This window comes from Pseudonocardia sp. ICBG601 (assembly GCF_020496245.1).
In genome coordinates this window covers 634,132-647,079 of the sequence record NZ_JAHLJA010000002.1, presented here as the reverse complement: position 1 = coordinate 647,079, position 12,948 = coordinate 634,132, and the positions used below count along the sequence as shown (strand labels likewise).

12 protein-coding genes are annotated in these 12,948 nt (G+C 72.7%); 5 read left to right on the top strand and 7 right to left on the bottom strand.

Translation table 11 applies throughout. The features are described 5' to 3' along the window. Positions 1-69 precede the first annotated feature (69 nt). On the top strand, positions 70-822 hold the full coding sequence (locus KPL57_RS02960; RefSeq protein ID WP_226350642.1) for an ABC transporter permease: 753 nt from the start codon (positions 70-72) through the stop codon (positions 820-822). Positions 823-837: 15 nt separating this feature from the next. On the opposite strand, the gene KPL57_RS02955 is transcribed toward KPL57_RS02960, so the two are convergent. Both KPL57_RS02955 and KPL57_RS02950 read right to left on the bottom strand, forming a co-directional pair. Next, positions 838-2,556 (bottom strand): sigma-54-dependent Fis family transcriptional regulator, encoded by a 1,719-nt coding sequence (locus KPL57_RS02955; RefSeq protein WP_226350342.1) that lies wholly within the window; start codon positions 2,554-2,556, stop codon positions 838-840. Positions 2,557-2,633: 77 nt separating this feature from the next. Then, on the bottom strand, positions 2,634-3,806 hold the full coding sequence (locus KPL57_RS02950; protein WP_226350341.1) for an LLM class flavin-dependent oxidoreductase: 1,173 nt from the start codon (positions 3,804-3,806) through the stop codon (positions 2,634-2,636). Positions 3,807-4,033: 227 nt separating this feature from the next. On the opposite strand from KPL57_RS02950, the gene KPL57_RS02945 reads away from it, so the two are divergent. Together KPL57_RS02945 and KPL57_RS02940 are read left to right on the top strand one after the other, a co-directional pair. After that, the gene (locus tag KPL57_RS02945; protein ID WP_226350340.1) at positions 4,034-5,224 is read left to right on the top strand and encodes an LLM class flavin-dependent oxidoreductase; all 1,191 of its coding nucleotides are present in this window, start codon (positions 4,034-4,036) and stop codon (positions 5,222-5,224) included. A gap of 200 nt (positions 5,225-5,424) precedes the next feature. Further along, positions 5,425-6,192 carry an SDR family oxidoreductase gene (locus tag KPL57_RS02940; protein WP_226350339.1) on the top strand — a complete coding sequence of 256 codons (768 nt, stop codon included), beginning with the start codon at positions 5,425-5,427 and terminating at the stop codon, positions 6,190-6,192. A 35-nt stretch (positions 6,193-6,227) separates the two neighbouring features. Here KPL57_RS02940 and KPL57_RS02935 read toward each other — a convergent pair whose 3' ends face one another. Together KPL57_RS02935 and KPL57_RS02930 are read right to left on the bottom strand one after the other, a co-directional pair. Further along, a complete protein-coding gene (locus KPL57_RS02935) occupies positions 6,228-7,022 on the bottom strand; it encodes an alpha/beta fold hydrolase (RefSeq protein WP_226350338.1) in 795 nt (264 codons plus the stop codon). 37 nt (positions 7,023-7,059) lie between these two features. Continuing rightward, on the bottom strand, positions 7,060-7,815 hold the full coding sequence (locus tag KPL57_RS02930) for an alpha/beta fold hydrolase (protein WP_226350337.1): 756 nt from the start codon (positions 7,813-7,815) through the stop codon (positions 7,060-7,062). Positions 7,816-7,995: 180 nt separating this feature from the next. Here KPL57_RS02930 and KPL57_RS02925 point away from each other — a divergent pair, with 180 nt between their 5' ends. Continuing rightward, a complete protein-coding gene (locus tag KPL57_RS02925; protein ID WP_226350336.1) occupies positions 7,996-8,658 on the top strand; it encodes a TetR/AcrR family transcriptional regulator in 663 nt (220 codons plus the stop codon). Positions 8,659-8,823: 165 nt separating this feature from the next. After that, positions 8,824-10,314 (top strand): aldehyde dehydrogenase, encoded by a 1,491-nt coding sequence (locus KPL57_RS02920; protein WP_226350335.1) that lies wholly within the window; start codon positions 8,824-8,826, stop codon positions 10,312-10,314. Positions 10,315-10,373: 59 nt separating this feature from the next. On the opposite strand, the gene KPL57_RS02915 is transcribed toward KPL57_RS02920, so the two are convergent. The 3 genes from KPL57_RS02915 to KPL57_RS02905 form a co-directional block, all read right to left on the bottom strand. Then, positions 10,374-11,432: an acetylserotonin O-methyltransferase gene (locus tag KPL57_RS02915; protein ID WP_226350334.1), complete on the bottom strand. Its 1,059-nt coding sequence runs from the start codon at positions 11,430-11,432 to the stop codon at positions 10,374-10,376. 78 nt (positions 11,433-11,510) lie between these two features. After that, the gene (locus tag KPL57_RS02910; RefSeq protein ID WP_226350333.1) at positions 11,511-11,942 is read right to left on the bottom strand and encodes a molybdopterin-binding protein; all 432 of its coding nucleotides are present in this window, start codon (positions 11,940-11,942) and stop codon (positions 11,511-11,513) included. Positions 11,943-11,985: 43 nt separating this feature from the next. Continuing rightward, positions 11,986-12,675 carry a M24 family metallopeptidase gene (locus KPL57_RS02905; protein WP_226350332.1) on the bottom strand — a complete coding sequence of 230 codons (690 nt, stop codon included), beginning with the start codon at positions 12,673-12,675 and terminating at the stop codon, positions 11,986-11,988. Between the last annotated feature and the right edge of the window lie 273 nt (positions 12,676-12,948).

Sequence of the window (12,948 nt, the reverse complement as noted above, 5' to 3'; positions counted from 1 at the left end):
GCGGGTGCGCGTCGTCGCCCGAGCGGGACCCCGCCCGCGGGGCCGGGATGGGACGGTGGGCGGGTGCAGATCGGAGCCGGCTGGCCGACCGTCCTCGCCGTCGTCGCGCTGACCGCGATCGCCGCCCTGGCCGCCCGCGTCGGGGGCACCGGCACCGCACGGATGTCGGTGTGGGCGGCGGTCCGCGCCGTGGTCCAGCTCGCCGTGGTCGCCGGGGTCATCGTGTTCGTCGTCCGGCACTGGTGGGCGACCGCGGCGTTCGTCGTCCTCATGCTCGCCGCCGCCACCGTGACCTCGGCACGACGGATGACCCGCCGCCGACGGGGGCTGCTCGCCGGCGTCGCCATCCTCGCCGGCACCGCCCCCGTGCTCGCCGTCGTCCTCGCCACCGGCGCGGTACCCCTCACCGGCGTCGCCGTGGTCCCCGTCGCCGGCATCGTCATCGGCGGCGCCATGACCGCCACCTCGCTCGCGGGCCGCCGGGCGCTGGCCCAGCTCACCGACCGCCACGGCGAGTACGAGGCCGCCCTCGCACTCGGGCTCCTCCCCCGCGACGCCGCCGTCCTGGTCATCCGCTCCGCCGCCCACGACGCCCTGGTCCCCGCCCTCGACCAGACCCGCACCGTCGGGCTGGTCACCCTGCCCGGGGCCTTCGTCGGCGTCCTGCTCGGCAGCGGCGACCCCGTCCGGGCCGCCGTCGCCCAGATCCTCGTCCTCGTCGGGCTCCTCGCCGCCGAGACCGTCGCCGCGCTGGTGACCGTCGAGCTCGTCGCCCGGCAGCGGATCGTGCGCGACCCGCCCCACGACCGGGCGCCCGCGTGAACGGCGCCGTCCGGGTCAGAGGCGGTAGAGGCGGTAGAGGCGGATCTTGCTGTACAGCGCGGTGCGGGAGATCCCGAGCTCACGGGCGGCGGTGGACTTGTTCCCGTCGTGCTCGCGCAGCACGGCGGCGATGACCGAGGCCTCGGCGGTCTCCAGCGGCGTCAGTGCGCGACGTCCGCCGGCGTGCCGGACCCCGGGCCCCAGGTCGGCTGCGCCGACCGCCGGGCCGTCGGCGTCCCGGGCCGCGTCCCGCACGACGCGGGCGAGCTCGGCGAGGTTGCCGGGCCAGTGGTAGCGGCGCAGCGCGGCCAGCGCGTCCGCGGTGAACGTCAGCCCGTCGCCGTGCCGGCGCAGCTCGCCGCGGGCGAGGTCGGTGATCACGTCGGGGGTACGGCGCAGGGGCGGCACCGGGAGGACGCTCGCGCCGAGACCGTCCAGCAGCAGGGCGGCGGCGGACGCGGGGGACTCGCCCTCGGCGACGGTGACCGTGAGCCCGACCCGGGGCCGGGTGCCGTCGTCGGCGAGGACCTCGCCGAGGACGGCGGTGACGGTGCGGACCGCGGCGGTGTCGAGCAGCTCCGTGTGGCGGACGACCACGGCACCCCGGGCCGCGCCGCGGCGCAGGCGCGCGATCCATCCGGCGGGGTCGAGCCGGTGGGTGGCGGCGTCGAGGACCTCCGCCCCGTCGCCCATCGCGGTCCGGAGCACGGTGGTCCTCCCGGTCCCCGCCTCCCCGAGGACCGCGACCGGCCCGGTCCCGGCGAGGGCGGCGGCACGGGCGGCGATCGCGGTCCGGTCCCCGCCCGCGGCGGCCGGGGGCCGGCGGGCGCGCCGGACCGCCGGGGTGGCCCCGGCGGCGGCGGGCGGGTCGGCGGGGTCGTCGACGGTCAGCACCGCACCCGTCGGGGTGCCGCCGTCCCGGACGAGGCGCACCGTCGCGGTGAGGTCGGCCGGGAGCCCGAGGCTGATCCGGTCGCCGGTGCCGCGCAGGGCGCGGAGCTCGTCCCAGAGGTCGAGCCGGTCCAGCCCGAGGTCGGCCGCCCGCTGGTCGGTGATGATCAGGTTGTCGCCGATCACGGCGATCGGTCCGGAACCGAGGCGCTGCTCCTGCAGGAACGCCGAGAGCAGGCGGCGCTCGCGGCCGGTGGCCATGTCGGACATGGCCACCCGGATCTCCTCGACGAGCTTGCGCACGACCACCGTGAGCAGGGAGTTCGTGTCGGCGGCCCGGCAGGTCACGTTGACCGCACCGGCGATGCGACGGGTGATGGGGTGCCGGACCGGCGCGGCGACGCAGGTGACGTCGTGGAAACGGTGCACGTAGTGCTCGGAACCGCGCACGACGGCCAGCGCGCCGGTCTCCAGTGCCGTACCCAGCCCGTTGGTGCCGACGTGCTCCTCGCCGAAGTTGAAGTGCTCGACGACCGACAGCTCGTCCAGGGTGTCGCGCAGCATCGGCTCGGACACCCAGCGCCAGATCACGCTGCCCGACGCGTCGGCCAGCGCCAGGCAGGAGCTGTCACCCACCAGCAGCTCGGCCATCCCGCTCATGATCGGGACTGCGACGCGGGCGAACTGGGTGTCGAGGTCGGTCTCGATGTAGGGGACGTCGACGTGCTCCGGGTCGACCCCGCTGAACCGTGACCGTCGCCAGGAGGTGAGCACCTCGTGGCGCAGGCCGCTCGGCTCCTCGCCCGACTGGAACCGCTCCCAGTCGTCACCCCTGGTCGTCATCGGCCCTCCTCCCGGACCCATCCTGCACGTCGGGGAGCCCGGGGTGGGACCGGCGGACCGGCCCCACCCCGACCGGCTCAGTTCCCGGACGCCTTCTCCTGCTCGTACTTCCTGGTCATGTGGTCGACGGCGTCGAGCTGAGTCTGCGCGTGCGCCTCGCGGGTGGCGCCGGCCCGGTCCTTCGCGTCGAGCGTGCTCTGCGCCTGCCCCTGGAAGTGCGGGAACACCTGCTGCGCGATCAGCTCGTAGGAGCGCCGGGTCGCCTCCGGGTTGGCCCACTCGTGGCCCAGCATCAGGAACGCCCCGAACCCGCCGGACTGGTCGACCAGCTTCTGCACCTGCGCCCGGGCGTCCTCGACCGTGCCGATCGCACCGATCCCGGCCTCGTTGATGAAGTCGATCATCCCCTTGACGTCGACGCTGTCCCCGACCGCCATCTGCGGGAACGCGGCGACCTTCTGGAAGTACTGGAACCAGTGCTCGATGCCGTACTCCACGTCCTTGTAGGCCTGCTCGCGGGTCTCGGCGATGTGCATCAGCCCGCACAGCCGCCAGGCGGAACGGTCCGGGGCGGGCTGCCCGTGGTGGGCGGCCCGCTCCTCGACCACGTTCCAGTGGTGGGCCAGCGCGTCGAAGCCGTCCTGGGTGAGCGTCGCACCGATCGAGAGGAGCCCGACGCCGTGCTGCCCGGCCATCCGCGGCCCGGTCGGCGAGGCCACCGCGGCGACGACGACGTCGAAGCACGGGTCGGTGTAGGGACGCAGCTGCAGCTGCGCGTCGACCAGGTTGTGGGTCTTCGTCTGCCGGGTGACCGACTCACCGCGCAGCAGCCGCATGATGATGTCGAGGTTCTGCTCCAGCAGCTCGCGGGTGTCGGTCGGGGTCAGGCCGATCATCGCCGAGTCGGTCGGCAGCGATCCCGGGCCGCACCCGAGCATCGCCCGGCCGCGGGTCAGGTGGTCCAGCATCACCATGCGGTCGGCCACCCACAGCGGGTTGTGGTAGGCGATCGAGGTGACACCGGTGCCGAGCCGGATGCGACGGGTGCGCTCGGCCGCGGCCGCCATGAAGATCTCGGGCGAGGCGATGATCTCCGAACCGGCCGAGTGGTGCTCGCCGATCCAGGCCTCGTCGTAGCCGAGGGCGTCGAGGTGCTCGACGAGCTCGAGGTCGCGCTGCAGCGCCAGCGTCGGGTTCTGACCGGGCTTGTGGAAGGGCGCCAGGAAGGTGCCGAAACGCAGACGGCTCACGGGGACTCCAGTACGTGTCGATCAGCGGCCGCGTCCCGACCGCTCTGTCGGAGTCGTCAGCATGACCGCGGTCACGTCGTACGGACTGTGCGGAAAGTGGACACCCCCGCGTACGCCGCCATCGATTCGGGACCTCGACCCGAATCAACGATTCCGTTGACAAAGCCGCCGAGGAGTGGCCACGCTCACATCCGAAGGTCCGGCCCGGCAGCAGCAGAGGAGCTGACATGTCACGGATGCGCTTCGGCATCTTCCTTCCCCCGCACCACGTGCCCGTCGGGCAGGACCCGACGTACTCGATGCAGCGCGACACCGAGCTGGTCCAGCGGCTCGACGCGATGGGGTTCGACGAGGCGTGGTTCGGGGAGCACCACTCGTGCGGCGTCGAGCTCATCAACGACCCGATCCTGTTCATCGCCCACTGCGCCCAGGTCACCAAGCACATCAGGCTCGGGACAGGGGTCGTCTCGCTGCCGTACCACAACCCCTTCCTGGTCGCGGACCGGATGGTGCAGCTGGACCACATGACCCGCGGCCGCGCGATGCTCGGCGTCGGGCCCGGCGCCCTGGCCACCGACGCCCTCATGCTCGGCATCGACCCCAAGGACACCCGCGCCGCCCTGGAGACCGACGTCGAGGTGCTGATGCACCTGCTCACCAGCGACGAGCCGATCTCCATCGAGACCGACCGGTACAAGCTGGTCGAGGCCCGCCTGCAGCTCGACTGCTACAGCGACCCGCACTTCGAGGTCGCCACCGCCGCGATCGTCTCCCCCTCGGGTCCGCGGCTCGTCGGCCGGCACGGCCTGGGGATGATCTCGATCGGCGCCACCATGAGCGAGGCCGGCTTCGACGCGCTCGCACTGCACTGGGACGTGGTGGAGGAGACGGCGAAGCAGCACGGGACCACGCCCAGCCGCGACGGGTGGCGCCTGGTCGGCCCGATGCACATCGCCGACACCAGGGACCAGGCGATCAAGGACGTGGCGTACGGCATCGACGCGTGGTTCGACTACCTGCAGCACACGGCGTCGGCGCCGCAGCTGTCGGTGCAGGGGAAGTCGACGAAGGAGCGGATCGACTTCGTCATCGAGTCCGGCATGGGCGTGATCGGCACCGTCGACGACGCGATCGAGCAGATCGAGCGCCTCCAGGAGCAGTCGCGCGGCGGCTTCGGCGCGTACCTCATGTTCGCCCACAACTGGGCGCCCTGGGAGGAGACCCTGCACCACTACCACCTGTTCGCCAACCACGTCGCGCCGCGGTTCCGGGGCACGACCAAGCGGCTGCTCGCCAACGAGGCGTGGACCCGCAGCGTGCGCGACCCGCTGGCCGAGCGTCAGTGGGCCGCGATCAACGCCTTCACCGAGAAGCACGCGGCCGAGCGGGCGGCCCGCGGCGCCACCACGGGCGCGTGACCCCCGGGTGGCGGCCCCGCGGGGCCGCCACCCGGACCGCACCGGGGCGCTCTGCACCCGACCTCGTCAACGCAATCGTTGATCCACCGGCGACACGAGAGGAACCACCGTGCCCGACACCGTGACCGTGGGGGCCGTCCGGCGGCAGGACGCCGGACGGGCCGCCGCCACGACACCCGAGAGCCGCTGAGGAGGCGGGGATGGCTGCACCGAACTTCCGGCTCGACGGCGGCGTCGCGTTCGTGACCGGCGCCGCCGGCGGCATCGGCGCCGCGGTCGCGCTGGGACTGGCCGAGTCCGGGGCCGACGTCGCCTGCGCGGACGTCTCGGCCGACGCGTTGAGGTCCACCGTCGAGGCGGTCGAGGCGGTCGGCCGCCGGGCGATCAGCTGTCCGGCGGACGTGACCGACGCGTCGTCGCTGCGCGACGCCGTCGCCCGCACCGAGTCCGAGCTGGGCCCGCTGCGGCACGCGGTGAACTGCGCCGGCATCAACGACGGCGCCCCCGCGGAGGGCATGCCCGAGGAACAGTGGCGACGGCTCGTCGACATCAACCTGACGGGCGTGTTCCTCGCCTGCCAGGCCGAGGGCGCGGCCATGCTCGCCCACGGCGGAGGGACCATCGTCAACATCGGGTCCATCTCGGCGGCGATCGCCAACCGGGGCCTGACCCAGGCGCACTACAACTCGGCGAAGGCCGGCGTCGTGCACCTCACCACGTCACTGGCGCTGGAGTGGGCGCGGCGGGGTGTCCGGGTCAACACGGTGAGCCCGGGCTACACGGCGACCCCGATGGCGAAGTCACCCGCGGTGTGGGAGCACGTGAAGACCTACATCCCGGACATCCCGCTGAACCGGATGGCCGAGCCCGAGGAGATGGTCGGACCGACGGTGTTCCTCCTCAGCGAGGCGTCGTCGTACTGCACCGGGGTCAACCTCCTCGCCGACGGCGGCGCCGTCGCCTGGTGAGGTCGCTCCGCCCCCCCGGGTGCGGCCGGTCGATGTCATCCCCGGGAGCTCGCGGACGCGCCGTCCGGATCCGGCAGCTCTGCCCAGAAGCGCGTCAGGGCCTCGGCGACCGGCGCCGGCGTCTCCTCCGGCCACCAGTGGCCCACGCCCTCCAGGTGCGCCATCGTCGCGCCCGACCGTCGCGCCGCCCACTCGTGCTGCACCAGCGTCCCGCTGGCCCTGTCGACGTCGTCCACGGCGATGAGAGCGAGCCCCGGACGCTGTGCGGCGTCCAGCAGAAGCCGTCCCGCCTCCGCCATCGCCGGCTGCCGTGCCGACCGCAACAGCGCGAGAACGGCACGACCCATCTCGGGATCCATGCCTGCGGCGACCCGCTCCGCCATGCGCCCGGTCATACCGAGGGCCGAGGTCACCGCGAGCCGCTGGTGCAGATCGCCTCCCCAGATCTCCTGCACCGAGGCCTCCCCGGGGCCCTCCTGCTGCCACACCTGTGCCCGCGGGTGCCAGAGGTAGTCGGGAGCGAACACGCCGAGGGCGTCGGAGGCCCAGCTGCGCAGCAGGTCCGGCCGGCTCATGGCCAACGCGGCGACGTGGATCCCGCCCCAGTCGTGACCGACCAGATCGACCGGCGCACGGAACAGCTCGAGCTGGGACGCCAGCCAGTCCCGATAGGACGTGGCCGAGCAGTCGAAGCCGCGGGGCGCGGGGACGCCGAACCCGGGCGGGGACAGGACGACCGCGTCGGCCCGGTCGAGCTCCGCGATGAGCGGTCCCCAGATGGCCGCCGACTCCGGGTTGCCGTGGACGAGGACGAGTGGGGTGCGGGACATGGAGCTACCTCTCAGATCGGTGGTGGACAAGAGCTGGTCACGGCCGTTGCGGCACCGCGTCCCAGAAGGTGGTGAGCGTCCGGGCCCCGAGCCCCGGGTCCTGGTCCATCCACCAGTGCCCCAGTCCCGGTAGCACCGCGGTCCCGGCTCCCGCCCTTCTCGCGGAGCGGTGTCGCCGGGCCTCGGTGCCGCCCACGTGGTCGGCCGTGGCGATGATCGCCAGGCCGGGCCGTTCCGCCGCGCGGTGCAGGTCGGCGCCGAGCCGGGCCATCACCGGCTGGACGGCCGAGCGGTAGAGCGCGAGAACGGCTCGTCCCATCGCCTCGTCCTGTCCGGCCGCCACCCGCTCGGCCACCGCCGCGCTGATGCCGCGCCCGGTCAGCGACGCGACCCGCTCGGGGTGGGCCGCCCCGAACCTGCTCCGCACCGCGGTCTCCCCGCGGCCGGGCGTCTGCCACTCCTGGGCGAGGTCGTGCCAGACGTAGTCGGGGTCGAAGATCCCGACCGCGTCGCTGACCCAGCTGCGGAGCAGGTCCGGGCGGGTCATGGCGACCCCGACCACGTGCCCACCGCCCCAGTCGTGCCCGACGAGGTCCACCGGCTCGGCGAACGCCTCGAGCTCGCCGACCAGCCAGTCCCGGTAGGCACCGACGGTCGCGTCGAATCCCGCCGGGATCGGCGCGCCGAACCCGGGCGGCGACAGACAGGTCACGTCGTCGCGGTCGAGCTCGCGCAGCAGGGGAGCCCAGATCTCGGCGGTCTCGGGGTTGCCGTGGACGAACACGGCCGGCATCCGGTCACGCTCCGATCGGAGTGCTCGACTGCAGGACCGACTCCACGAGCGCCCCGCTGCGGACGTGGGTGACCGCCCGGTCGTCGATCTCGATCATCGGTCTCTCCTCGTCCTGGGGTGGACCCACCCTAAGATACTTGTGAGTCGACACGCAAGTTACGTCCCGCCTACTATCCGGGCATGCCAGAGGGAGAGCGGGTCGGCCGGCGCACCCAGGCGCAGCGGCGGGAGCAGACCGGCTCCGCGCTGCTCGCCGCGGCCGCGGATCTGGTCGTCGAGTCCGGGGTGCGCGCCGTGACCCTCGCCCGGGTCGGCGAGCGTGCCGGGTACAGCCGGGGCATCGTCACCCATCACTTCGGATCGAAACGGGCACTGCTCGACGCGTTGGCCCGCGCGACGCAGAGCGGGTTCGTTCCGGGGCTCGCCGGCACCGCCCCCGGACTGGAGCGACTGCTGACACTCGCACGCGGGTACGTCGGCGCCCTGGGCGATCTCGGCCCGATGAACCGCGCCTTCCTGCTGCTCTGGACCGAAGCACTCACGGACACGGAGCTCTCCGACGTCTTCCGGGAGCGCGACGACGCGTTCCGCGCCGATCTGCGCACCGACGTGGAGGCCGGGATCGCCGCGGGATCCGTCCGGCCGGACGCCGAGCCGCACGACGTGGCCGTGGCGCTCCTCGGCCAGCTGCGGGGCATCGCCCTGCAGGTGCTGCTCGCCCCCGACGCCGTCGACACCGAGCGGCTCGCCCCGGTGGTGGCCGAGCAGTGGCGCCGGTCGCTGGCGACCGGACCCACGTGGTCCGGAGCAACCGGCCCTCCGTACGCGTCGACCGCGACCTGAGAAGACGATCGGGACTGCTGTCCGCAAGTGCGGAGAATAATCCTCATTCGATCCGCGCTAGCGAAGATGCGCTTCGGGTGACACTCTCGAAACCGCCACCGGGCGGCACGCACACGACCCGCCGCCCGCCACGAGCGACGTCGACCAATGGAGGTCCGACACTCGATGAGCATCACCAGTGACACCCGGGCACCGCTCAAGGCGCTCGACAGGTTCTTCATCGGCGGCGAGTGGGTCACCCCGTCCTCGTCCAGCACGATCTCGGTGATCGAGCCCGCCACCGAACAGGTCTACTACCAGGTCCCGGAGGCCCAGAACGCCGACGTCGACCGGGCCGTCACCGCGGCCCGCGACGCGTTCGACAACGGCCCCTGGCCGGCGATGAGTCATGCGCAGCGCGCGGAGTTCCTGCGCGCCATCGGCGAGGCCGTGCGGGAGCGCACCGCCGACGTCGTCGAGGTCTGGCCGCGCGAGTCCGGCATCGTCCTGGGCGCGGCCCAGGCCATGATCGGCGGGGTCCCGGACGCGTACGCGTTCTACGCCGACCTGGCCGACACCTTCGCGTTCGAGGAGCCGGCGACGCCGACCGCGGGCGGCCGGTACGGGATGATCTCCCGTGAGCCGGTCGGGGTCGTCGGCGCGATCATCCCGTGGAACGCGCCCATGACACTGATCGCCTACAAGCTGGCACCGGCACTGCTCGCCGGCTGCACGGTGGTACTCAAGGCCTCGCCCGAGGCGCCGGGCGCGCCGTACATCATGGCCGAGATCGCGGAGAAGGTCGGCCTGCCCGCCGGCGCCCTCAACGTCCTCACCGCCGACCGCGAGGTCTCCGAGTCCCTGGTCCGCGACCCCCGGGTCGACAAGATCGCCTTCACCGGCTCCACCGCGGCGGGACGCCGGATCGCCTCGATCCTGGGCGAGCGCATCGGCCGCTACACCCTCGAGCTCGGCGGCAAGTCCGCCGCGGTCATCCTCGACGACATGGACCTCGCCGAGGCCGCGGCGAGCCTGTCCGGCGCCGAGTGCTTCCTGTCGGGCCAGGTCTGCTCGTCACTGACCCGCATCGTCGTACCGCGACGGCGGCACGACGAGATGGCCGACGCCCTGGCCGGGACGTTCTCCCAGGTCCGCGTCGGCGACCCGTTCGACGCGAACACCCAGATGGGCCCGCTGGCCATGGAGCGCCAGCGCGACCGGGTCGAGGGCTTCATCGCCCAGGGCAAGGCCGAGGGTGCGCGCCTGGTGACCGGCGGGGGCCGCCCGCAGGGCCTCGACCGGGGCTGGTTCATCGAGCCGACGGTGTTCGCCGGGGTCGACAACTCCTGGTCCATCGCCCAGGAGGAGATCTTCGGTCCGGTCCTGTCGGTGATCCCGGCCGAGGACGAGGAGGACGCGATCCGGATCGCCAACGACACGATCTACGGGCTGAACGCCGCGGTGTTCACCCACGACGCCGACCGCGCGCGGGAGGTGGCCGGCCGCCTGCGGGCGGGGACGGTCGGGCACAACAACTTCCGGACGGACTTCGGTATCGGCTTCGGCGGGTTCAAGCAGTCCGGGACGGGCCGGGAGGGCGGCGTCGACGGCCTGCTGCCGTACCTGGAGAACAAGACGATGATCTTCGAGGAGAAGCCGGGGAACTTCCCGGGCTGACCACTCGGTGCGGTGCGTCGTCGCCCCGACGGCGCACCGCACCGTGGTGTGCGCGCCGGTCAGCCGGGCTTGCGCACGAGGAACGCACTGCGGTCGGCGACGGTCGGGAGCACCCGGGCGTCGACGAACCCGGCGGCGGCGGTCATCTCCGAGAGTTCACCGACCGACCAGCACTTTCCCGGCGTCGAGTGCATCAGCAGGACGGAGTACTCGGCCACGGGGAGTGGTCCGGACTTGTCCGCGTCGATGTGAGTGTCGTGGTCGACCAGCCACCCACCTGGCGGCAGCGCCTCGAAGGACGCCGCAAGCAGCTGCGCGACGCGCTCCCGGTCCCAGTCGTGCAGCACCTGCGAGTAGAGGTGCAGGTCGTACCCCGCGGGAAGCGGATCGCTGAACATGTCGGCGCCGATCACTTCGATTCGCCCGGCCAGACCTCGGGCCTCCAGCAGCGAGCGGGCCGCCGCGTCCACGGGCGGGCGTTCGACGACGGCCGCTCGGGCCGTGGCTCGCTTCTCGATGAGCGCGGCGGCGTAGACACCGGAGCTGCCGCCGATGTCGAGCAGCCCGGTGCAGGGCAGATCGGCGAGAGTGTCGGCGAGCGCGGGGCCGAGGAACGCCCCCCGGGCGTCCATCGCGGCGGTGATGCGACCGGCGAAGTCCGGATCGACGAGACGGCCCGACCAGTCCCGTCGGTCTGCGGTGACGGCGCCGCCCGCTGTGCTGCTCGCCCAGGCGGCCGGCCGATCGGTCCGGAGCACCCGGACGAGCTCCTGGACTCCTGGTCGCTCGGCGAGAGACCGGTAGTAGGCACGGAGGTCGTACGGCGAGCCCGCAGTGAGGTGCGCTCGGGCGAGGTCGGTCACCCGGATGAGGTCACCGGAGGCGAGATCGCGGTCGACGAGTCCCCGTGCCGCGCAGAGCGTCAGGAGGACGTCGGCAGGTCGGGCGGCGAGCCCCAGTTCGCCGCACAGTTCGGATGCCGTCGTGGGCCCGATCCCTGCGAGCAGGCTGAACAGGTCGAGCTCCGCGACGGCCGCGACCAGGAGATCGGTCGCGTAGGCGGAGTCTCGGATCCGGTAGAGCGCCGTGGGGTCGGGAACGACGGGCACACCTTCCATGTCCTGACCGTAGGTTGCCCTCGGATGAGCCGCACCTGCGTTGCATCAGGATGGATGGGCATGCGTATGCGGGGATGATCAGGATGACCGACCCGGTCCGGAGTCCTGTCCGACGGTGGGCGTCTCGATGATGACGTCGGTCGACTTGACGACCGCGACGGCCAGCGAACCCGGTTCGAGGCGGAGCTCGCGGGCCGCCTCACTGCTCATCACCGACACGACCCGGTGGGGCCCGGCCTGGATCTCGACCTTCGCCATGACGAGATCACTGACGACCGACGTCACGAGCCCGACCATGTGGTTGCGCGCCGACGTGTCCCCCGGCCGCGGGTCGTCAGGGCCGAGGCCGGGGTTGTCGCGCAGGAACGTGGCGAGGTCTGCTCCGTCGACGATCATCCGGTTTCCGGAGTCGCGACCGGAGACGAGGGCACCTTTGGCGATCCATCGGCGGAAGACGTCGTCACCGACACCCACCATCCGCGCCGCCGTCGTGACTCGGTACTCCACCATGCTCGGCGATCCTAGGCCCGAGGTGTTCCCACGACCGAGCGGCTCAGATGTCGAGGAGCTGCTCGTAAAAACCCCCGAACCCTCGCCCGGGGTCGACGATATGGATCTCCAGGATCCAGTGACACGTCTTCCCCGACGGCGACACGCGTCGCAGCGGCGCGCGGTTTCCGGCGGTGATGTAGCTGCCGCGCTCCTCCCCGTCGATCCGTTCGTGCGGGAACTCGCCCACGAGGTGTCCGGCGTGCGTCTCCGGGTGCTCCCACCCCGCTTCGGCGATCAGCCCCAGGACGTGGTGATACAGCTCCTCGCCGGTGATGTCCGGCCGTTCGTGGAAGTGCCGTCGTCCTGCATCCCACAGCCGTGGCAGGTCCGCGGCGAGCCGATGCCGGGCCGGGTCGTCGCCGAGGACGTAGGTGCGGCCGAAGTCCGCCTCCCACTCGTCGAAGATCGGGCCGAAGTCCAGGAAGACGATGTCGTCGGTGGCGAGCGTGAGGTCGGGCGGGGTCTCCCGGTACGGATGCACCGTGTTCGGCCCGGCCCGGACGATCCGCTTGTGCCAGAAGCGCCGGATGCCGAACAGCTCCGATGCGAGCTCCCGGACCTGGCCGGACAGCGCGTGCTCGGTCACCCCGGGCACGATCAGACCGCGGTCGACCACCTCGTCGAACAGAGTTGACGCCTTCGCCTCGGCGTCGCGCAGGGCCGCCACCCGAGCGTGCTCCTCCGTAGCCATCGCCGACTCCCCCTCCGCGCCCAGCCCTCGCGTCCGCGCAACGGTCCGCCTTCTCCGCGTGTGCGGCTCGTTCCTGACGATAACAACGCCTCAGCGAAGATAGGCCCGGCCCGGGGCCGCGGGTGACTCGACGCCGAACCACCGTCCGGGGAGCCGGACGTCTGCCCAGGTCGGCACCGTCGACCGGTCTGCCGAGGGTGCGTCGGCCCGGGCTCCGTCGAGCTCGGCGGCGACGGGACGCGGGCGCCGTCGGCCCCAGTGACCCGCTGGCCC

Bases quoted from the DNA above. Each gene is read 5' to 3' on its own strand.
- KPL57_RS02955 (WP_226350342.1), bottom strand. From the start codon at position 2,556: ATGACGACCAGGGGTGACGACTGGGAGCGGTTCCAGTCGGGCGAGGAG.
- KPL57_RS02945 (WP_226350340.1), top strand. From the start codon at position 4,034: ATGTCACGGATGCGCTTCGGCATCTTCCTTCCCCCGCACCACGTGCCC.
- KPL57_RS02940 (WP_226350339.1), top strand. From the start codon at position 5,425: ATGGCTGCACCGAACTTCCGGCTCGACGGCGGCGTCGCGTTCGTGACC.
- KPL57_RS02935 (WP_226350338.1), bottom strand. From the start codon at position 7,022: ATGTCCCGCACCCCACTCGTCCTCGTCCACGGCAACCCGGAGTCGGCG.
- KPL57_RS02930 (WP_226350337.1), bottom strand. From the start codon at position 7,815: ATGCCGGCCGTGTTCGTCCACGGCAACCCCGAGACCGCCGAGATCTGG.
- KPL57_RS02925 (WP_226350336.1), top strand. From the start codon at position 7,996: ATGCCAGAGGGAGAGCGGGTCGGCCGGCGCACCCAGGCGCAGCGGCGG.
- KPL57_RS02920 (WP_226350335.1), top strand. From the start codon at position 8,824: ATGAGCATCACCAGTGACACCCGGGCACCGCTCAAGGCGCTCGACAGG.
- KPL57_RS02915 (WP_226350334.1), bottom strand. From the start codon at position 11,432: ATGGAAGGTGTGCCCGTCGTTCCCGACCCCACGGCGCTCTACCGGATC.
- KPL57_RS02910 (WP_226350333.1), bottom strand. From the start codon at position 11,942: ATGGTGGAGTACCGAGTCACGACGGCGGCGCGGATGGTGGGTGTCGGT.
- KPL57_RS02905 (WP_226350332.1), bottom strand. From the start codon at position 12,675: ATGGCTACGGAGGAGCACGCTCGGGTGGCGGCCCTGCGCGACGCCGAG.